Below are 18,928 nucleotides of genomic sequence, written 5' to 3'. Positions count from 1 at the left end.
TCAGACCAGCAAGTGTTGATCGCTGGAGGCGTCGCTGCCGCGTGCCTCCAGGCGACGACCGTGATGCTGCAATGCGAGGGCTGCCAGAATGCCGACGATACCGATGGCGGCACTCGCCAGGTTCTCGCTGAACACGCCCGATGCCATCAACAGAAAACCGATGACCAGGAGTGGCAGCGCAATCAGCTGCAACACTTGATTGGTCCCGTGCTGGTGATTTTGCGGGTGGGTGCGCCATTGCCAGGCGGGGATATTTGGATGACGTTTGCCCATGATCGTGATTCCTCTGTCCGTTGAAACATCTTGAGCAGAGTTTAGGTCGGGCAGGGTGGGGCCGCGAATCAAGGATGGCTATGGGGGCCATAGCCAGCCCTTCAGGGGTTAAAGCCGCAACTGGCCGATGGCCTTGCTCAGTTCCCCGGCCAGGGTCGCCAGCTCATTGCTGGTGGTCGCCGAGTCTACCGTCTGCTGCACGGTGTTTTCGGTGACGTCCCGAATGCTCACCACCGCCCGATTCATTTCCTCGGCCACATGGCTTTGCTGCTCGGCAGCCACGGCAATCTGCGTGTTGCTCTCGCGCATCTGCGCCACCGCGCCGGTGATCTCGGCGAGGGCAATCCCGGCTTCTTGAGCCTGTTGCACACAGTCGTCGGCCTTGAACGAGCTTTCCTGCATGAAATCCACCGCGTCCCGGGTGCCGGCTTGCAGGGCGGACACCATGCGGGTGATTTCATCGGTGGAGCTTTGCACCCGCTTGGCCAGGTTGCGCACTTCGTCGGCGACCACGGCAAAACCCCGGCCCATTTCGCCGGCGCGGGCGGCTTCGATGGCGGCGTTGAGGGCCAGCAGGTTGGTCTGTTCGGCGATGCTGTGAATCACCCCGACCACGCCATTGATTTTCTGGCTGTCCTCGGCCAGCTTCTGGATCATTTCGGCGGTCTGCTGCACGCCGGTGGACAGCCCGGCAATCGAGCGCTGTACCCGGCTGACCACTTCCTGGCCGCTGCCGGCGAGAGTGTCAGCCGTCTGGGACAGGTCGCGGGTGGCGCCGGCGTGCTGGGCGATGTGGTAGACGGTGGCGGTCATCTCGTTGATCGCCGTGGCGGCCTGGTCGGTTTCGCTTTGCTGGCCGAGCATGCCGTGCTGCACCTCGTTCATGCTGCTGGCCAGGCGTGCGGCGCCGTCGTCCAGTTGCCTGGCGGTGCGCGCAACCGTGTTGACCACCCGTTGATAACCCGCCTGCATCGCGTTGAAGGCGCTGGCCATCTGCCCGACTTCATCCTTGCAGGCCAGGGGGACGCGGGCCGAGAGGTCGCCGGTTTTCTCGACGTGCAGCATCACGTCTTTCAAGGTGTTGAGCTGGCTGAGGAGAAAGCGGATCAGCAGCTGTGAGGCGCCGAGCATGGCCAGCATCAGAATCATCACCGCTACGGCGTAGTTGGCGAAGCGTTCTTCGAACACTTGGCTCAAGCTGGGCCCGTAGGCCAGCACGGCGACCTGTTGACCGTCGGCACGGCTGATTACTTCGGCGCCCATCAGCGGGTTTTCGCCGAACAGTGGCATGTGATTGAAATCCACCCAGCCACTGGCGTTGGCCAGGGCTGACAGATCTTCGTCGCCCAGTTGTGGGACTTTGCCCCTGGCAAACGTCAGCCAGTGCTCGCCCTTGGGCAGTGGCTGGCCGGCGGGCCAGGCACCGAGCAAGCGCCCCTGGGCTTGCGCCGACGCCTGCGCGGCCTGGCTGCGGGCCTGTTGTTCGAGCTGCACGGCGTACAACACCAGCAGCAGGGTGGTGATGAAGGCGACCGCGTTCACGGCCCAGAATTTGTACTTCAGCGAGATGTTGCTAAGCCAGGCACCCATGGAAGGTTTTCTCTGATAGCGGAAACAGCATTGGCAAGGTGCCATTATTGTGCCGCTATCGGGATGCCGGGTTTTGATATGGGTCAATGCGCCGCGTCAATCCGGCACAGGCAATCCAAAAAAGGCGCGGGCACAGGCGGTGCTGTGTTGCGCCAGGTCTTCCACGGTTTCTTCGCGGTGCAACGCGACCTCCCGCAGGACTTCCGGCAAATAGGCGGGTTCGTTGCGACCGTTTTTCGGCTTGGGCCGCAGGGTGCGAGGCAGCAGGTAGGGCGCGTCGCTTTCCAGCATCAGACGGCCCCGGGGAATTTCCCTGACCAGCGGATGCAGGTGCGTCCCACGGCGCTCGTCACAGATCCAGCCGGTGATGCCGATATGCAGGTCCAGGTCGAGGTAGCTGAACAGCGCCCGCTGCTCGCCGGTGAAGCAGTGCACCACGGCGGCCGACAGGTGATCGCGGTAGTCCCGCAGGATTTCCAGCAGGCGCTGGTTGGCGTCACGTTCGTGGAGGAATACCGGGAGCTTCAACTCCACGGCCAGGGCCAGGTGTTCTTCGAGGACTTTTTCCTGCTGGGGGCGCGGTGAGAAATCCCGGTTGAAATCCAGCCCGCATTCACCCACCGCACGCACGCGACTTTCCTTGAGCAGGCCGCGCAGGCGCCTGGCGCTTTCGGCGTTCCAGTCACTGGCAGAGTGGGGGTGAATGCCGGCGGTGGCGAACAGGCGTTGGCCACTTTCGTCCAGTTGCTGGCACAGCTCCAGGGCCTGTTCGCTGCCGTCGACACTGGTACCGGTGAGCACCAATTGGCTCACCCCGGCGGCGTAGGCACGGTCGAGAACGGCCTGGTGCTTTTCGTCGAAACTTGGGTTGGTCAGGTTGACGCCGATATCAATGAGTTGCATGGTGCTACCTCCGCCTGCGGTCGGAAAGCATATCAGAGCTGTAGATTTATAAGAAAAGCCAAGAACTACAACGAGTTAAAGCTGTCTTTGAAAGTCGCAAGTAACACCGTGTTTGGTTTGTCGCCATCTGCCGTGCCACCCTTGCGCCCAAAGCCTGCGCTCATGGCGCTCTGTTTCTGTCCCCCAACGCCTCGTTTTTCGCGAAGCAATGGGCAGTATTCTTTCTTCCGGAGAGCGGATGATCCGACCCTCGGCGTTGCTTGTGTTGTCCCTGACGTTACTGCTGCCCATGGCGGCGGTTGCGCGTCTGGACGGGCCGCTGGAAGTGACCCGGCCCGGCAAGGTCCGCGACCTTGCGGAAATCCGCAGCAGCCGCACCTTGCGGGTATTGGTCAACCAGAGCCGCAACAGTTCCGGCGAAGTCCAGGGCCAGGCCATCGGTGTTGAATACCATCGCCTGCGCGCTTTCGAGCAATACCTCAACGGTCACGCCCGTGACGGCGAGGAAATCAACCTCAAGATTATTCCCAAGGCCAAGGATCAGCTGATTGGCGCATTGGCCCGTGGCGAGGGCGACCTGGTGGCACCCGGCGAATTGCTGGATGTGAAGGCCGCCCACAAGATTGCCACCAGCGACCCGATCGCCAGCGACGTGCCGTTATGGCTGGTGGGGCTGAAGGGCGAGCGGCGGTTTACCCGGCTGGAGCAACTGTCCGGGCGCACGCTGGCCTTGACCACGGGCAGTGCCGCGTCGGATGCGATCAGCCAGGTCAACCAGAAGCTGGCGCTGCACAAATTGCCGCCGGTGAAGGTGGAGTGGGTGGATCCGAGCCTCGCGGTAGAGGACGTGCTGGAGATGGTCCAGGCCGGGATTTTCCACCTGACCATTGTCGAGCGGCCGATTGCCGAACGCTGGGCGAAGATCCTGCCCAAGCTCCGTTTCGACCGGCAAGTGACCATCAGCGAGCCGGGCGAAGAGTATTGGTTTGTGCGCCAGGATGCCTCGATGCTGCGGGCCAGTATTGATCGCTTCCTCAAGACCTACCGCACGCCGTCCGATCAGGATGTGGCGTTCCAGCGCATCTACCGCCGCCTCTACCAGGTACGTTATCCACTGGCTCGCGTCGACCGCCAGCGCCTGGAAAAACTGCGCCCGGTGCTGCAAAAGCATGCCCGCGAGCAGGGCATGGACTGGCTGAACCTGGCCGCGCTGGCGTTCAAGGAGTCTGCCCTAGACCCTGGCGCTCGCAGCAGCGGCGGCCCCACCGGGCTGATGCAGATCACGCCATCGGCGGCGCAGCGGGTCGGGGTGAACAACATCGAAAGCCTGGACAGCAATGTGCAGGCGGGCGCGCGGTACCTGGCGATGATCCGGCGCAAGTTCTTCTCAAGCCCCAAGCTCAACGAGCGCGAGCGCATGGCGTTTGTGCTGGCGGCCTACAACATGGGGCCCGAGCGGGTCCAGGGAATGCGTGCCGAGGCGCGGCGGCGGGGGCTTAACCCAAACCAATGGTTTTTCCAGGTCGAGCGCATTGCCATGGAGCAGGTGGGAATGAGCGGCGTCAGCTATGTTAATAGCGTGAACAAGTATTACCTGGCGTTTGATCGTGAGCGGGAGTCGTTGGAGCCGGCAGCGCCACGGGTTGCCTCACGTAAATAATCTATTAATTCGATAATTATGAGCCGCTTTATCGGCTTTTATCATTGTTTAAACTGATTAATATAGCGGCCAACCCAACCCCTACCTTGAAAAGGATTATCAGCATGAGCCCATTGATCACCCGCATCCTCTCCACCCGCGCCGGCTACGGCCTGACTGTCCTGCGGATTTTTGTCGGGATTATCTTCGCCGCCCACGGTTCGCAAAAACTCTTTGGCTGGTTTGGCGGCGGCGGCCTGGCGGGCACTGCCCAGTGGATGGAAAGTATCGGCCTGGCCCCAGGTACCCTGATGGCGGTGCTGTCCGGTGGTACCGAGTTCTTCGCCGGGCTGGCGCTGATCATTGGCTTGCTGGCACGGCCGGCGGCACTCGGCCTGTCGATCATTTCCCTGGTGGCGATTTTCTCGGTGCATATCCATAACGGTTTGTTCATGGCCAACAACGGCTACGAGTTCGCCCTGGCGCTGCTGGGCGGTACGCTGGCCGTGTTGTTGGAAGGTGCGGGCAAATTGTCCGCAGACCGCGCCATCACTCACTGATACCGCGACCCCCCCTTAAAAGGCCCGCCCAGTGCGGGCCTTTTCGTTGCTCGGGATTCTTGACACCGCCCTACAGGCTTCTCTAGGATGTTGCCCATGCGCCGATTTAAACAGCTAATTGCGGGGCGCCACGGGTGACTGATCACAGTCCCGACAGAAGCCAGAGCCATGGGCCAGCTTCGAAATTCCGCTAAAGCGCTGGTTCGGTGTTGCCTCTCACCTGCCCGCAGACTTTTGAGGCAGAGACACGACACAATGAATGCACTACGCCCCCTCATACGCCTGGCCCCGATCACCGCGGACCTGACCCAACGCAATCCTAAAATCCTCTTGGGCGGCAAGCATCAGCCGACGTTGCTGCGCTATCTGGATGGCTGGCCGCGCCGCACGGGGCGGCCTTCGGCCTTTCTGATCCAGTTTGTCGAAGACGGCGACTCCCTTGCGCGCTTTGCGTCCAACAGCTTCGACCTGGCCGTCATTCAGGCGCCCAGTGCCAGCGACGCGGGCGAAGTGATACGCCAACTGACCCGCATTGCCCGGCAAGGGCTGATCGCCCGGCGTTGAGCCCTCAGTAGAACGCTGCTGAAGGCAGGTGCCGGCGACGGCGACGCAACAGGAAAATACCCCCCGCAATCAGGCACAGTATCAGCGGTACAGGCACGATATTGAGCAGCTTCACTTTGCGTTCCAGGGCGTGAACCTCGGCGTATGACTGGACCTTCAGCGCGTGAATTTCCATGGGGATTCGCAACCGCTCCTTGTTGAGCGCTTGCAGCAGTGTGTTGGAGGTTGCAGCCTGAGGGCCCGGGGAAATTGTCGGGGGGTTGAGCACTTGCCATTCCTTTTCCGTTTGTTCCAGGCGTTGCGCCAGTTCGGCGGACTTCTCACCGTAGGCCAGTGCCGCGTCTTCGCGCATTGCCTGCAGCACCTGCAGTGATCGAGCACCGCCTGCGCGGGGGCGAATGTTCATCAGTGCATCGGGCGCCGCCAGGTTGTCCAGGGTGTTCAATACAAACATCGCGTTATCTGACAACGGGCCACCCGCCGCGCGATGCTTCTGGAGCATTCCAGACACACGATCGCTGAGCAGGTCAGTGTCGGCGACCACGACCACATGGATGTTCGCAGCCTTTTGCAAGCCGGTGTTACGCCCACTGATGCCGTCAGGAAAGGCGGAATAGGCGGGCCCTTCGACGCGGGCGGCGATCACCTGTTGTTGAGCGCGAGTGGCTGTTTCATTGATCAGTGAATTGAGCTGCGCTGGCAGGGCGAAGCGCTCTGCCTCAAACAGCGCGGCGTGCGCGGAGCTTTGCAGCAACGGGGTGAAGGTCATGCGGCTTCTCTTGGCAGGGGCCAGGGCGCCGCTGCTCAAGACGTTGACGTTGTGAAGTTTCCAGGCGCTGATGTCATCCTGTGCCATCGCCTGGCGGGGCAAGGTCAGTGCCGCGGGATGGCGCACAGGCGGCTGGCCTGTGGTCAGGATCACCGAAGTGGCATAGTCGCGATCGGCAATCACCTTGTTCGCGGGCATCTGGATGCCCCAGGCGGACAGCAATGCCTCCAGCCTGGGGTTTTCCGGGGCCGTGACGCTGGTGTCCAGCCCGACAAGCGGGTCGATAAACATCATCAACTTGCCTGCGCCCAATACAAACTGGTCTATTGCGTAGAGGGTTTGGTCAGGCAGGTTGCCGGGATGAACCACCATCAGGGTTTTGACGTGTTCAGGAATTTGCGCGATACCCGGCTCCAGGCTCACCACGTTGAACTGGCGACGGATCTCCTGCAACACCTGCCAGGGAGGCGTATTAACGCCGTTGCGTTCATCTCGCTCACCGTTTATTGGCAGCCGGGAGATCACGCCCACAATGGGTTGCTCGGGGTGGATCACCTTATGAATCAAATGGCTGATTTCATACTCCAGCAGTGACTCCCGGTCCGGGCTGAATGACGGGATGCTATGGGGCGCATGGCCCGCGCTGGTACCCACCAGGCCGAAGAATCCGTGTTGTTCGTCAAGTCCCAGTAACCTGGCTTTGTATTCATCTTCAGAAAAAGGGGTGGGGTCGATGAGGTGCAGGTTGATTTTGCCCTTTGCCGCTTTTTCATATTCCTTGAGCAACAGCTCTACCCGTTTAGCGTAGCTTTCAACGGCGTTGGCTTTGTGTGCACGGTTGCTTGAATTGAAGAAGTACAGATCGACCGGTCTTTCCAGTGAACCGAGCATAGTCTGTACAGGATCGGAAAGTGTATGGATGTTCTGTTCCGAAAAATCCAGCCGTGGATTTGGAAGTTTCAGTGCCCAGACCAGGTTAAAAGCGAGAAACAGTAACAGCAGCGTGATAATTGTGAGGCTGGCACTTAGTCGCGTTTTCATCGTGATGTGTCCTTCTCAACCGTTTCTTACATTCAGGACAATGACCGTCGCGCCAAGAAAGGCGATGATCATACTGATGAAGTACAAACTGTCTTGAAGAGCCAGTACCCCTTGGTCAATGGCGTCAAAACGCGCAGACGGGCTCAGGGAAAGAAGACGGTCAATCAGCCATACCGGAACTTGATGTTCAATCGCATCAAGAATGGATGACAGGCCACTGGCGGTCAGCAGCAAGCACAGGGTTACGGTGAATATAATCGCGCGATGGTGTGTCAGTGCGCAGACAAAACAACCCACGGATAGATAACATCCGGCCAATACCCAACTTCCCAGGTATTGTGACGCAATGACTGTATTGTCCGGATTGCCAAAATAGTTGACGGTGATAACTATCGGGAAGGTCAACAGCAGGGCCACGCCAGAAACAATCCAGGCCGCCAGAAACTTTCCGACCACTATCTCGAAACGTGTGACGGGCAGGGTTTTCAGCAACTCCATGGAACCGGTGGTGGGCTCGTCGGCCCAAAGCCGAGTGCATAGGACAGGTGTCAACAGTAAGTAGAGCCAGGGGTGCAACTGGAAGAAGCCCTGCAAGTCGGCACTGCCGACTTCCAGTAACCGGGTTGAGTGGAAGCCAAATACAGCAGCGGCGGTCAGGAAAACCGCAGTGCTCAGGTAAGTGACGGGAGCCGAAAGATAACTGACCAGTTGACGCTTGAATATGACCGGGAGAAGTTTCAAATCGATGCCTCCTGGCTCATATGGTGCACAACGTCATCCAGGCGCCCGGCTTCCAGGCTCAGGGCATTGAGCTTCCAGCGGCGCTGGGTGACCAGTGCATTGATGTGGGGGTAGATGATTTGCCCCGGCAGGGCGAGTACGGTCACTGTGCCGGGAGTCTCGCGGTCTTCCTCGATGCCGGCGACCCCGGGCAATACCGCCAGGGCCAACAGGTCCAGTGGTGTGTCGGCTGCAAGGGTGACCGCCTGGTGATGACGGGAGCTGCGCTGCAGTTCGGGCACCGAAGTGTCTGCCACCAATCGGCCGTCGGCTATCACCAGTGCGCGGGTACAAATACCGGTCAGTTCTTCCGGCGCACGGGACGCGACAATGACCGTCATCTCGTCGCTGAGCGACTTGATGAGCATTCTGACTTTGTGTTTCTGGTCGGCATTCAGACCTTCTGTTGGCTCATCGAGCAACAGCAGGCTGGGGTCATGCAGGATTGCCTGGGCGATGGCTACCTTGCGTTTCAACCCGTCCGTGAGGGTTTCCACCGGGCTTTTGAGTATCCGCCACAACTCAAGCCGTGCAACTGCCCGGTCAATCATCTTGCGTTTTTCCGCGCCGCGGAATCCGCGTATTTCGGCAATGAAACCGAGAAAGGCCTTTACACTCATTGCACCATGGCTCAAGAGTCGCTCTGGCTGGTAGCCGGTGACTTTCTTTGCCTGGAATGCGTTCAGGGCGATATCGTTACCGAATATTTTTATATGGCCTGAAGAGGGTGTAGTCGAGCCTGAGATCATTTTGATAATAGTTGTTTTTCCCGCACCATCATTTCCAAACAGCCCGAGGCATTCCTGGGGTTGGGCGTTGAATGAGAAGTCATGAATAATGTTTTTTCCGCCCATGGTTTTTGTCAGGCTCGTTATCTCGATCATTATGCTTTTCTACTGAATGGATATGGCAAGGCTGGATTAACCTGGGTGAACAGCAGGTTGTGAATGTTCGAAATTTCAATGCTTGAAATCTTTTATGTTGAAGCTTTTCCGACGTCGCACTGTTAAAAAATGGTACGTTCAATAAACGCTCTTGGAAATGCTGAGGGGGCTGAATAAGATAAGTCCTACATGCCAGACTATGACTCGCTGAAACAATTGTTTTGCTTTTGATGATTTAATTACAGTCGTTGTTTATTTGGTGTTTATTTAAAGTTTATGCCAATTTGAAATGGAGCCTGATGTCATGCTGCTTCTACGTACCCTTGTTCTTGAACAGTCCGGGCATGATGCGCCGGTCAATGGTGCACTGCTTTGTGGTTTTGCGGTGGCGCAGATCTCTTCAAACTTTCTTGCCTACAGTCTGGATGAAGAAACAGAGCCCGGTAGTTCACGGGTGTACATCGCAGCGTTGCGCAAAAAGTCCGAACGTTACTTTCTGGGGGCGATAGACTCCAAGGAAGACCTGCAAATAGCGACCCATGTCTTCAAGCAAATCCTGACGCTCGCGGCTGCTCCCGGGGCAAAATCTGCAAGCAGCGGCGAAACTCAGATTCCCTTTCATTTTGTTGATTTGAAAGGCTGCAAATTGCCCCCGGCCAGGCCTGAAGATCATCACTCGTTGACGATCAAGAAATCCCTGGTGATGAAGGTGATTACCCTGGGAACGTCGGCGCCCGGTTTGCCCGCCATTGAAAGCAATACGTTGATCGTGCCGTCGATTCGTTTCTCCTCAAGAATGGTGTCTGCTCCCAGGTCCCCCGATCCTTCAGAGCCTGCGCGGTCATTGCCCGAGCCGGTGGCGCAGGCGCCCGAGGCTGAGCTCGAGATATCCGAGCCGCTCGTTGAGGCGCCACTACAGGCACCGATCGAGGCGCCTGCTGTCGCTGCGCCAGTGCCGGCGCCCATAGTCCAACAACCTGAACCGGTCCCCCAGGCGCCGCCGCCCATGCCTGCCCGGAATGAGTCAGCCTCGTTGTTTGAAGTGGACGATACGCTGGCCAATCTTTCCCGATTGTCACAGGAGCTGACGCAGCAAAAGCTCAGCGTGCTCAAGCAGGAAGAAGCGCTTGATCAGTTGCGTCTCGAACTGCGCCAGGAAAGGGCTGACCTTGAGCAGGAGAGTCAGCGGAGTGCCGACAGGATTGCCGAAAAGGAAACGTCCCTGGAACAGTTGGCCCGCACGCTGGCCCTCCGGGAGGAGCATCTGGCTGGCAGCTCGGCGCTGAACCAGACAGAGCAGCGTCGAATGGACGAGCGTGCGCGCTACCTGGAGAGCCAGGAAGCCCAGTTGCATGACCGTGACCTTGCGGTGCGCCTCAAGGAGCAACAGCTGACGGCTGCGCTGTTCCAGTTGCCTGTCCTGCGGGACAACCTGAGGGTTACGCTTCAATCCCTGGATGAGTCACTTGCATGGCTTGGCGAGAACGGGCGCGGCCAGCCTGAATGCGGCCCGACCCAGCCGGAGGCTGACTGATACGCGTCGTTGCCGGAATCCGCCGGTGGGTCTGGCTACTTTCCCGAGTTCATTTATCATCGACCCCCACAGCCGACATCGGGCGTTAAATGCGTTGTGCCTGATGCGGCAGCGGGTCTGAAAAATGCAAACTTCCAGGGGATGTAGAGCTTTTGAGCACCAAGCTGATTACCAAAGAAGGTCATGAGGCCCTGAAAAAGGAGCTTGATTACCTGTGGCGAGAAAAGCGCCCTGATACCACCCGCAAAGTGACGTGGGCGGCCTCCCTGGGGGACAGGAGCGAAAACGCCGACTACCAGTACAACAAGAAGCTGCTGCGGGAAATTGATCGTCGGGTGCGTTATTTACGCAAGCGCCTGGAAGGCATGCGCGTGGTCGAGTACATGCCCGAGCAGGAAGGGAAGGTGTTTTTCGGCGCCTGGGTGGAGATTGAAAACGAACAGGGCGAGACCAAGCGGTTTCGCATCGTGGGGTACGACGAGATCTATGAGCGTATGGACTACATCTCCATCGACTCACCCATGGCCCGGGCACTGTTGCGCAAGGAAGTGGATGACGAGGCGCTCGTGCAGACCCCCAGTGGCGAAGTGTGCTGGTGGATCACCGCTATCGAATATGTGAAGTGACAACGGATGGCCCGTACGCATGAACGCGTGCGGGCCATTTGCGTTTTCAGCCCTCGCGCAGCACCGTCAACGGGCTGGCATTCAGTGCGCGGCGGGTGCCGAACACGCCGGCACCGCCGATCAGCACGGCGCCGATCACCGGCAGCAGCAAGAGCCACGGATGCGGGTGCCAGGTCAGGTCGAACGCGTAGCGGTACAGCACCAGTGTCACCAGTTCAGTGCCCAGCGCTGCCAACAGCCCGCTGACTGCGCCCAACAACCCGAACTCGATACGCCGGGCCTTGACCAGCAACTTGCGCTCAGCCCCCAGCGCCCGCAGCAGGGCGCCCTGGCGAATCCGCTCATCGAGGGTTGCCTGGAGCCCGGAGAACAACACGGCCATCCCCGCTGCCAGGACAAACAACAGCACGTACTCCACCGCCAGGGTGACCTGGGCCAGGATGCTGCGCAGTTGTTCCAGCAGTGCCTCCACCTGCAGGATGGTCACCGCCGGGAAGGCCCGGGACAGGTCGACGATCTGTTGGTCATGGCCGGGTGCGAGGTAGAAGCTGGTCAGGTAGGTGGCCGGCAGGTCCTTCAGGGTGCCGGGCTGGAAGATCATGAAGAAGTTGGGCTGGAAGTTGTCCCAGTTGATTTCCCGCAGGCTGGTGACCCGCGCTTCGCGGTTTTCCCCGCCGACGGTAAACACCAGGTGATCGTTGAGCTTGAGTTTCAGGCTGTCGGCGACCTTGGCCTCCACCGAGACGCCTGGAATCTCGTCGGTCGGTTGCGCCGTCCACCAGGAGCCCGCCGTCAGCTTGTTGCCCGGTGGCAGGTCGGCGGCCCAGGTCAGGCTCAAGTCTCGCTGTACTGCACGATCGCCGCTGGAGTCCTTGCTGACAATCTCCTGCACTGGCGAACCATTGATGCTGATCAGTCGTCCCGGTACCACCGGATACAGCGGAGCCGATTGCGCCTGTAATTCCAGCAGGCGTGCGCCGAAGGTGTCTTTGTCGGCGGGCAGGATGTTCAAGGCAAAATAGTTGGGGGCGTCCTTGGGCAACTGGTTCTGCCAGGTGTCCAGCAATTCGCCGCGCAACAACGCGATCAAGCCCATGGATAACAGGATCAGCCCGAACGCCAGTGACTGCCCCGCGGCCGCCAGGGGATGACGCAGCAACTGGCCCAGCCCCAGGCGCCAGGGCAGGGAGGCCCGGGCCAGCAGGCGTCGCAGGCTTTGCAGCAACAGGAGCAGCAGGCCGCCGAGAACCAGCGCGGCAATCACGCCGCCGCCCAGCAGGGCGAAGGTCAGCACCAGGTCGAGGCTCAAGCGCCACATGATCAGGCCCAGGGCGAAGAGCGCCGCACCATAGACCATCCAGGTGCTGGAAGGGATTGGCAGCAAGTCGCGGCGCAATACCCGCAGTGGCGGCACCCGCCCCAGGGCAGCCAGCGGCGGCAGGGCGAAACCGGCGAGGGCTACCAGCCCGGTGCCAATCCCGGCAACGGCCGGCAGCAGCCCGCCGGGGGGAACGTCCGCCGGCAGCAGGTCATGCAACAGCGCAAACAGGCCCAATTGCGCCAGCCAGCCGAGCAGGGCGCCGGTCAGGCTGGCCAGCAACCCCAGCACGGCCAATTGCAGGCTGAACAGCAGCATGGTTTCGCGTCGCGACAACCCGAGGCAGCGCAGCAAGGCGCTGGCATCAAAGCGTCGGCTGGCGAAGCGATTGGCCGAGAGCGCCACGGCCACGCCGGAGAGCAGCACCGCCACCAGGCTGGCCATGTTCAAGTAACGTTCGGCCTTGCCCAGCGCGCCGCCGATCTGCTGGTTGCCGTCGCGCGCATCCTGCAGCCGCTGGTTGGCAGCCAGGCCGGGCTTGACCAGGTCGCGATAGGTTTGCAGCACGGTGCCGCCTTGTGGCGCGCGCCACAGGTCGCGATAACTCACGCGACTGCCGGGCTGCACCACGCCGGTGGCGTCAAGGTCGGCCAGGTTGATCATCACCCTGGGCGTCAGGCTATAGAAGTTGCCGGCGCGATCCGGCTCATAGGTCAGCACGCGGGAAAGGCGCAGGGTCTTCATGCCGACGTCGATGCTGTCGCCGATTTTCAGGTTCAGTGCCGTCAATAGCCGTGCTTCCACCCAGGCTTCACCGGGTTTGGGGTCACCTCCGGCAGTTTCTTCGGCGAAGGGTTCGGCGGCGCTCTTCAGCTCGCCGCGCAACGGATACGCCTCGTTGACCGCCTTGATGCTGGACAGCTGGATGCCAGCGTCAGTGGCAATCACGCTGGAGAATTCCACCACCCTGGCGTGCTGCAGGCCCAGCTCGGTGCCACTCTGGATTTGCTCGGTGCGGGCGGGTGAACTGCCTTCCAGCACCAGGTCGGCCGCCAGGAACTCGGTGGCGCGCAACATCATCGCGCCGTTCAGGCGGGCACCGAAGTAACCGATGGCGGTGCTGGCGGCCACGGCCACCAGCAGGGCGAAGAACAGCACACGCAGTTCGCCGGCGCGGGCATCGCGCAGCAACTGGCGAAGGGCAAGGCTGAACAGGCGCAACAAGGGCAAGCGTGCCATCAAGGCTCCAGGGGCGCGACCATCAGGCCGGCTTCAAGACGGATCAGGCGACGGCAACGGTGGGCCAGGCGCTCGTCATGGGTCACCAGCACCAGGGTCGTGCCGCTCTCTTTGTTGAGTTCGAACAGCAGGTCGCTGATGCGCTCGCCGGTGTGGCTGTCGAGGTTGCCGGTGGGTTCATCGGCAAACAGCACGTCCGGTTCGGCAGCAAACGCCCGGGCAATCGCTACCCGTTGCTGCTCACCCCCCGAGAGTTGGCGCGGCGAGTGGGTGAGGCGCTGGCCCAGGCCGACACGCTCCAGCAGGTGTTTGGCGCGCTCGCGGGCGTCCTTGCGACCGTCCAGCTCCAGGGGCAGCATCACGTTTTCCAGCGCGTTGAGGCTGTCGAGCAACTGGAAGGACTGGAACACAAACCCCACGTGCTCGGCGCGGATGCGTGCACGCTGGTCTTCGTCGAGGGTACTCAGGGCCTGGCCGGCGAGGGTGACTTCGCCACTGCTGGGCAGGTCGAGGCCGGCCAGCAGGCCGAGGAGGGTGGATTTGCCGGAACCGGAGGCGCCGACGATAGCCAGGCTATCGCCCTTGTTCAGTTCCAGGCTCAGTTCGTGCAGGATAGTCAGTTCACCTTCCGCGCTGGGAACCACTTTGCTAAGGTTTCGCGCGGTGAGAATGCTTGCGCCCATGGAGAATCCAATGCGAATGTGGTTTTTGAGTGCTGGCCTGGCCTTGATGTGCATGGCCCAGAACGCAGCGGCGGGTACAGTCCTGATCGTTGGCGATAGTATCAGTGCCGGTTTCGGGCTGGATACCAGCAAAGGGTGGGTAGCGTTGTTGGGACAACGGCTCAAGAGCGAAGGTTTCGACGATAAAGTGGTCAACGCCTCTATCAGCGGCGACACCAGTGCCGGAGGCCGGGCGCGGCTGCCGGCGGCGCTTGCAGAGCATAAGCCGGACCTGGTGATCATTGAGCTGGGCGGCAATGACGGCCTGCGTGGGCAGCCACCCGAGCAATTGAAACAAAATCTTGCATCGATGATTGAACAGTCCAAGGCCAGCGGTGCCAAGGTGCTGCTGCTGGGCATGCAGTTGCCGCCTAATTACGGGCCGAAATACACCACCGCGTTTGCTAATGTCTACCCGGCCCTGGCCAAGGAAAAAAGCGTCCCGCTGGTGCCGTTTTTCCTTGAAGGCGTCGGTGGTCATCCGGACCTGATGCAGGCTGACCAATTGCACCCGGCGGTTGGCGCGCAGGGCAAGTTGCTGGAAAATGTCTGGCCAACGCTAAAACCACTGCTATGACGCTTTTCTAGCAGCGGTCTTTCGGCTAAGGTGGCGCCCCCCCGATTTGGAGCCCCCGATGTCGCGTCCTGCCTGGTCACTGTTTGCCTACCAACTGATCGAGCCTGACGAACAGCTGGATCTGTTCGCCTGCCAGGAAGTCCGGGTGCATCTGGTGACGCGTCAATTGGAGTTGGGCGGGTCCATCGACCGCACCCTCTGCGGCACGTTGTTGCCTGCCCAGCCGCGCTGGTCATCGGTGGATCGCTCGATCTTCCAGGACCAGCGTTTGTGCCCCCTGTGCCGGGCGATCCTCGAGTCGCAAAAACGCGGCACACCGCCGATCTGGCCGGAGCTGCGCTTCGAGCTTTGAATATGGGTGCCCGCCGGGCAGCCGTGTACAATCCATTTTCTACTACCCGTCGATCTGCGAAGGAATTCCCGGATGTTGTCGCGCCTTTCCGCCGTCACCTGCTGCCTGTCTCTCGCTGCGCTCTGCGCGGCCGGTCCTGCTGCAGCCTTGCAGTTGCCTTTGCCGCCACCGGGTGAAGATATCGTTGGCCAGGTCCAGGTGATCAAGGCCAAGTACGAAGATACCTTCGCGGACCTCGGCACCACCTACGACCTGGGTTATTCGGAGATGGTCGCGGCCAACCCGGGCGTGGATGCCTGGCTGCCGGGAGCGGGTACCGAGATCGTGTTGCCGACGCGCTTCATCCTGCCGCCCGGCCCGCGTGAAGGCATCGTGATCAACCTGGCGGAGTACCGGCTCTACTACTACCCCAAGGGCCAGAACGTGGTGTACACGTTCCCGTTGGGGATTGGCCGTGAAGGCTGGGGCTCGCCAGTGGCCCACACCACCATCACGGGCAAGATCCCGAACCCGACCTGGACCCCGCCAGCCTCGATCAAGGCAGAACACGCCGCCAATGGCGACCCGTTGCCCAACGTCGTGCCGGCCGGCCCGGACAACCCGCTGGGGCCGTTCAAGTTCACCCTCGGCACGCCGGGCTACCTGATCCACGGTTCCAACATGAAGTTCGGCATCGGTACCCGTACCAGCCACGGTTGCTTCCGCATGTTCAACAACAACGTGCTGGAAATGGCCGACATGGTGCCGGTGGGCACGTCGGTGCGGATTATCAACGACGCCTACAAGTTCGGCGCGGCCGGGGGCAAGGTCTACCTGGAGGCCCATACGCCGCTGAACGACGATGGCACCCCATCGGTCGTCGACAAGCACACCGCCGTCATCAACGCCTTGCTCAAGCGTGAAGACCTGTCCAGCAACCTGCGGGTCAACTGGGACCAGGTGCGTGACGTGGTTGCGGCCGAAGACGGTATCCCGACGGAAATCGGTGTGCCGGGCGGGGCGCCGATGGTGTCGAGTACGCCGGTCGATCTGCAGCAGTAAGCCTGCACGATCCATAACCCGTTATCGCCTCGCGCGGTGACGGGTGTTTTATTGTCTGGAATCCAGCCAAATCGCAGGCAAAAAAAAGCCGATCCAAGAATGGATCGGCTTGATAACAACCCCGGAGGATTATTACTTGCGGCTTGCTTTTTCAAGCATGCGCAGAGCGCGCTCGTTAGCTTCGTCAGCAGTCTGTTGTGCTTTTTGAGCAGCAGCCAGAGCTTCATCAGCTTTACGGTAGGCTTCGTCTGCACGAGCCTGGGAGCGTGCTGCTGCGTCTTCAGTTGCAGTCAGACGAGCTTCGGTTTCTTTGGAGACGCTGCTGCAACCGGTAGCCAGAACTGCGGCCAGAGCCAGAGCAGAGAATTTCAGAACGTTGTTCATCGTGTTCCCCTTCAAGGACTTTCTATTAAATGGCTACTTTCTCAGAGTGAGCTAATAGCCGGCGTACATACTACCCATTACTTGTAGTAAGTAAACTGACGTAGCGCAAGAAGCAAAAAAAATTCTCGCGTCCAATCTATTTTGGCTAATCTTTCGAGAGTCTGTATAAAAAATATGCAGATTTTTGCACTCGGCCGAGGATTGGATCCAGCCTGAAAGGGCCGGCTGGCATGTGTTAAGCCATGTAAACATAAGTCATTTTATATATCGTCCCTGACACTATTGTTCAGATTGTCTTTTCGCCATTCGGTATCTTTTGTGCATGTTGAGGTGACTTTAAGAGCGCGTGTTCGTCTCAAGCTTCAACTGCCGGCAATGTTCAGGCCATCGACGTAAGGAATCTCGATTGGCCCTTTCTATGTCCGCCAGCGCAACGGAAGACAAGCGCGTCTTGAGCAATTGTGCGATTGGCGCCTACTATTTCCCTGTGCTGGTTGTGAGCGCTAGTGCAAGGCACTGGCCGCTTTTCTCGTTGTCGAAACCGGCACCGGGTGGCGTAGATGTTCCTTCGCCGGAAAAACATCGGTAAGGTAGGGGTCAGAAACCAAGACCCGCGAGGAGTAGTGATGAGCGAGGCGTTGTCCATCCACCATGACCAGGCTGGTCATCAGTTCGAGACCAATGTGGACGGTCATCGTGCCTATCTGACCTATATGGATCTCGGGAAGCAGACCCTGGATATCTATCGCACCTTCGTGCCCAACGCATTGCGCGGCCGTGGCATTGCTGCCGCGCTGACCGAGGAAGCGTTGAAGTTCGCCGAAGAGGCAGGTTATACGGTGATCCCGTCCTGCTCCTACGTTGAGCGCTACATGGAGCGCCACCAGCGCCATGCCGCGAAGCTTTGAGCATTGAGTAGGGCGGTACGCAGAGCATCCCAGGATGCATTCCCACGCAGGGCGGGGGAACGATCAAAAAAAACGCCGGGTTTAGCCCGGCGTTTTTGTGTCCGCAGTCTGTGCTCAGCCGCGCTGGCGCTTGGGCAACACGTCCTTGAGCTTGGCGTGCATGCTGCGCAAGGTGGTCTCGGTGGCAGACCAGTCGATGCACGCATCGGTGATCGACACGCCGTATTGCAGGTCGGCCAGGTCCTTTGGAATCGCCTGGCAGCCCCAGTTCAGGTGGCTTTCGACCATCAGGCCGATGATCGACTGGTTGCCTTCCAGAATCTGGTTGGCCACGTTCTCCATCACCAGCGGTTGCAGGGCCGGGTCCTTGTTGGAGTTGGCGTGGCTGCAATCGACCATGATGTTCGGCTTGATCTTCGCCTTGTTCAGCGCCTGTTCGCACAAGGCCACGCTGACCGAATCATAGTTGGGTTTGCCATTGCCGCCACGCAGTACCACGTGACCGTAGGCGTTGCCCTTGGTGGTGACGATGGACACGCCACCTTCCTGGTTGATACCCAGGAAGCGGTGCGGGCTGGAGACCGACTGCAGGGCGTTGATCGCCACGGTCAGGCCGCCATCGGTACCGTTCTTGAAACCCACGGCCGAGGACAGGCCGGAAGCCATTTCGCGGTGAGTCTGGGATTCGGTGGTGCGTGCACCAATTGCCGACCAGCTGATCAGGTCTTGCAGGTACTGCGGGGAAATCGGGTCCAGGGCTTCGGTTGCCGTCGGCAGGCCCATTTCCGCCAGGTCCAGCAGCAATTGACGACCGATGTGCAGGCCGTCCTGGATCTTGAACGAGTCGTCCAGGTACGGGTCGTTGATCAAGCCTTTCCAGCCGACGGTGGTACGCGGCTTCTCGAAATAGACACGCATCACCAGGTACAAGGTGTCGGACACTTCCGCCGCCAGCACCTTCAGGCGCTCGGCGTATTCGTGGGCAGCCTTGAGGTCATGGATCGAGCACGGCCCGATGACCACGAACAGGCGGTGGTCGGTGCCGTCGAGAATCTCACGGATGACTTCGCGGCCCTTGGTGACGGTCTGCAGGGCAGCGTCGCTCAGGGGGATTTCGCGCTTGAGCTGATCGGGCGTGATCAGAGTCTCGTTGGATTCGACGTTAAGGTCGTTGATCGGTAAATCAGCCATCGTGTTACTCGTCAGGGTCACGGGTGCCGGCCG

Annotated in this window: 18 protein-coding genes and 1 pseudogene; 9 read left to right on the top strand and 10 right to left on the bottom strand. The window is 60.1% G+C overall.

What is annotated here, in order from left to right; genetic code table 11:
* Positions 1-15: 15 nt before the first annotated feature.
* The 3 genes and pseudogenes from HX869_RS09065 to HX869_RS09055 all read right to left on the bottom strand — a co-directional run.
* A pseudogene (locus HX869_RS09065) lies at positions 16-273 on the bottom strand (terminase); the annotation flags it as partial.
* Between the two features lie 108 nt (positions 274-381).
* On the bottom strand, positions 382-1,863 hold the full coding sequence (locus tag HX869_RS09060) for a methyl-accepting chemotaxis protein (protein ID WP_177068723.1): 1,482 nt from the start codon (positions 1,861-1,863) through the stop codon (positions 382-384).
* 96 nt (positions 1,864-1,959) lie between these two features.
* Positions 1,960-2,766 (bottom strand): TatD family hydrolase, encoded by an 807-nt coding sequence (locus tag HX869_RS09055; protein WP_003218739.1) that lies wholly within the window; start codon positions 2,764-2,766, stop codon positions 1,960-1,962.
* Between the two features lie 238 nt (positions 2,767-3,004).
* Here HX869_RS09055 and HX869_RS09050 point away from each other — a divergent pair, with 238 nt between their 5' ends.
* The 3 genes from HX869_RS09050 (at position 3,005) to HX869_RS09040 (ending at position 5,529) form a co-directional block, all read left to right on the top strand.
* A complete protein-coding gene (locus tag HX869_RS09050; RefSeq protein ID WP_178903004.1) occupies positions 3,005-4,426 on the top strand; it encodes a transglycosylase SLT domain-containing protein in 1,422 nt (473 codons plus the stop codon).
* Positions 4,427-4,530: 104 nt separating this feature from the next.
* Positions 4,531-4,965 carry a DoxX family protein gene (locus HX869_RS09045; protein ID WP_003218737.1) on the top strand — a complete coding sequence of 145 codons (435 nt, stop codon included), beginning with the start codon at positions 4,531-4,533 and terminating at the stop codon, positions 4,963-4,965.
* A gap of 255 nt (positions 4,966-5,220) precedes the next feature.
* Complete coding sequence (locus HX869_RS09040) at positions 5,221-5,529, top strand: hypothetical protein (protein ID WP_003218736.1); 309 nt, start codon at positions 5,221-5,223, stop codon at positions 5,527-5,529.
* A gap of 4 nt (positions 5,530-5,533) precedes the next feature.
* Here the strand turns inward: HX869_RS09040 and HX869_RS09035 are convergent, their stop codons facing one another.
* Genes HX869_RS09035 through HX869_RS09025 form a run of 3 tightly spaced genes read right to left on the bottom strand, consistent with a single transcriptional unit; the run spans position 5,534 to position 9,003 of the window.
* Positions 5,534-7,339 carry a Gldg family protein gene (locus HX869_RS09035; protein ID WP_178903003.1) on the bottom strand — a complete coding sequence of 602 codons (1,806 nt, stop codon included), beginning with the start codon at positions 7,337-7,339 and terminating at the stop codon, positions 5,534-5,536.
* 15 nt (positions 7,340-7,354) lie between these two features.
* Positions 7,355-8,080: an ABC transporter permease gene (locus tag HX869_RS09030; RefSeq protein ID WP_178903002.1), complete on the bottom strand. Its 726-nt coding sequence runs from the start codon at positions 8,078-8,080 to the stop codon at positions 7,355-7,357.
* Positions 8,077-9,003 carry an ABC transporter ATP-binding protein gene (locus tag HX869_RS09025; RefSeq protein WP_177050920.1) on the bottom strand — a complete coding sequence of 309 codons (927 nt, stop codon included), beginning with the start codon at positions 9,001-9,003 and terminating at the stop codon, positions 8,077-8,079. The genes HX869_RS09030 and HX869_RS09025 overlap by 4 nt, the downstream gene beginning before the upstream one ends.
* A gap of 304 nt (positions 9,004-9,307) precedes the next feature.
* Between HX869_RS09025 and HX869_RS09020 the strand changes: the two genes are divergently transcribed.
* On the top strand, positions 9,308-10,537 hold the full coding sequence (locus tag HX869_RS09020; RefSeq protein WP_178903001.1) for a hypothetical protein: 1,230 nt from the start codon (positions 9,308-9,310) through the stop codon (positions 10,535-10,537).
* Positions 10,538-10,689: 152 nt separating this feature from the next.
* A complete protein-coding gene (gene greB / locus HX869_RS09015) occupies positions 10,690-11,163 on the top strand; it encodes a transcription elongation factor GreB (protein WP_178903000.1) in 474 nt (157 codons plus the stop codon).
* A gap of 46 nt (positions 11,164-11,209) precedes the next feature.
* On the opposite strand, the gene HX869_RS09010 is transcribed toward greB, so the two are convergent.
* Both HX869_RS09010 and HX869_RS09005 read right to left on the bottom strand, forming a co-directional pair.
* On the bottom strand, positions 11,210-13,720 hold the full coding sequence (locus HX869_RS09010) for an ABC transporter permease (protein ID WP_178902999.1): 2,511 nt from the start codon (positions 13,718-13,720) through the stop codon (positions 11,210-11,212).
* Entirely contained in the window at positions 13,720-14,403 is a 684-nt protein-coding gene (locus HX869_RS09005; protein ID WP_003218726.1) for an ABC transporter ATP-binding protein, read from the bottom strand. Before HX869_RS09005 ends, HX869_RS09010 begins: the two co-directional genes overlap by 1 nt.
* 10 nt (positions 14,404-14,413) lie before the next feature.
* Here HX869_RS09005 and HX869_RS09000 point away from each other — a divergent pair, with 10 nt between their 5' ends.
* From HX869_RS09000 to HX869_RS08990, 3 genes are all read left to right on the top strand, one after another.
* On the top strand, positions 14,414-15,019 hold the full coding sequence (locus HX869_RS09000; protein ID WP_003218725.1) for an arylesterase: 606 nt from the start codon (positions 14,414-14,416) through the stop codon (positions 15,017-15,019).
* Between the two features lie 58 nt (positions 15,020-15,077).
* On the top strand, positions 15,078-15,371 hold the full coding sequence (locus tag HX869_RS08995; protein WP_003218723.1) for a hypothetical protein: 294 nt from the start codon (positions 15,078-15,080) through the stop codon (positions 15,369-15,371).
* A 72-nt stretch (positions 15,372-15,443) separates the two neighbouring features.
* Positions 15,444-16,412 carry a L,D-transpeptidase family protein gene (locus tag HX869_RS08990; RefSeq protein WP_017477366.1) on the top strand — a complete coding sequence of 323 codons (969 nt, stop codon included), beginning with the start codon at positions 15,444-15,446 and terminating at the stop codon, positions 16,410-16,412.
* 132 nt (positions 16,413-16,544) lie between these two features.
* Here HX869_RS08990 and oprI read toward each other — a convergent pair whose 3' ends face one another.
* Positions 16,545-16,796, bottom strand: a complete 252-nt coding sequence (gene oprI, locus HX869_RS08985) for an outer membrane lipoprotei OprI (RefSeq protein ID WP_003172710.1) — start codon at positions 16,794-16,796, stop codon at positions 16,545-16,547.
* Positions 16,797-17,422: 626 nt separating this feature from the next.
* On the opposite strand from oprI, the gene HX869_RS08980 reads away from it, so the two are divergent.
* Positions 17,423-17,704, top strand: a complete 282-nt coding sequence (locus HX869_RS08980) for a GNAT family N-acetyltransferase (RefSeq protein ID WP_003189869.1) — start codon at positions 17,423-17,425, stop codon at positions 17,702-17,704.
* A gap of 114 nt (positions 17,705-17,818) precedes the next feature.
* On the opposite strand, the gene HX869_RS08975 is transcribed toward HX869_RS08980, so the two are convergent.
* The gene (locus HX869_RS08975; protein ID WP_003218719.1) at positions 17,819-18,895 is read right to left on the bottom strand and encodes a 3-deoxy-7-phosphoheptulonate synthase; all 1,077 of its coding nucleotides are present in this window, start codon (positions 18,893-18,895) and stop codon (positions 17,819-17,821) included.
* Positions 18,896-18,928: the final 33 nt, after the last annotated feature.

The organism is Pseudomonas sp. P7779, assembly GCF_013386315.1.
In the GTDB taxonomy this organism is placed as follows: domain Bacteria; phylum Pseudomonadota; class Gammaproteobacteria; order Pseudomonadales; family Pseudomonadaceae; genus Aquipseudomonas.
The sequence above is the reverse complement of the archived record's forward strand: the minus strand, read 5'-3'. Positions and strand labels throughout refer to the sequence as shown.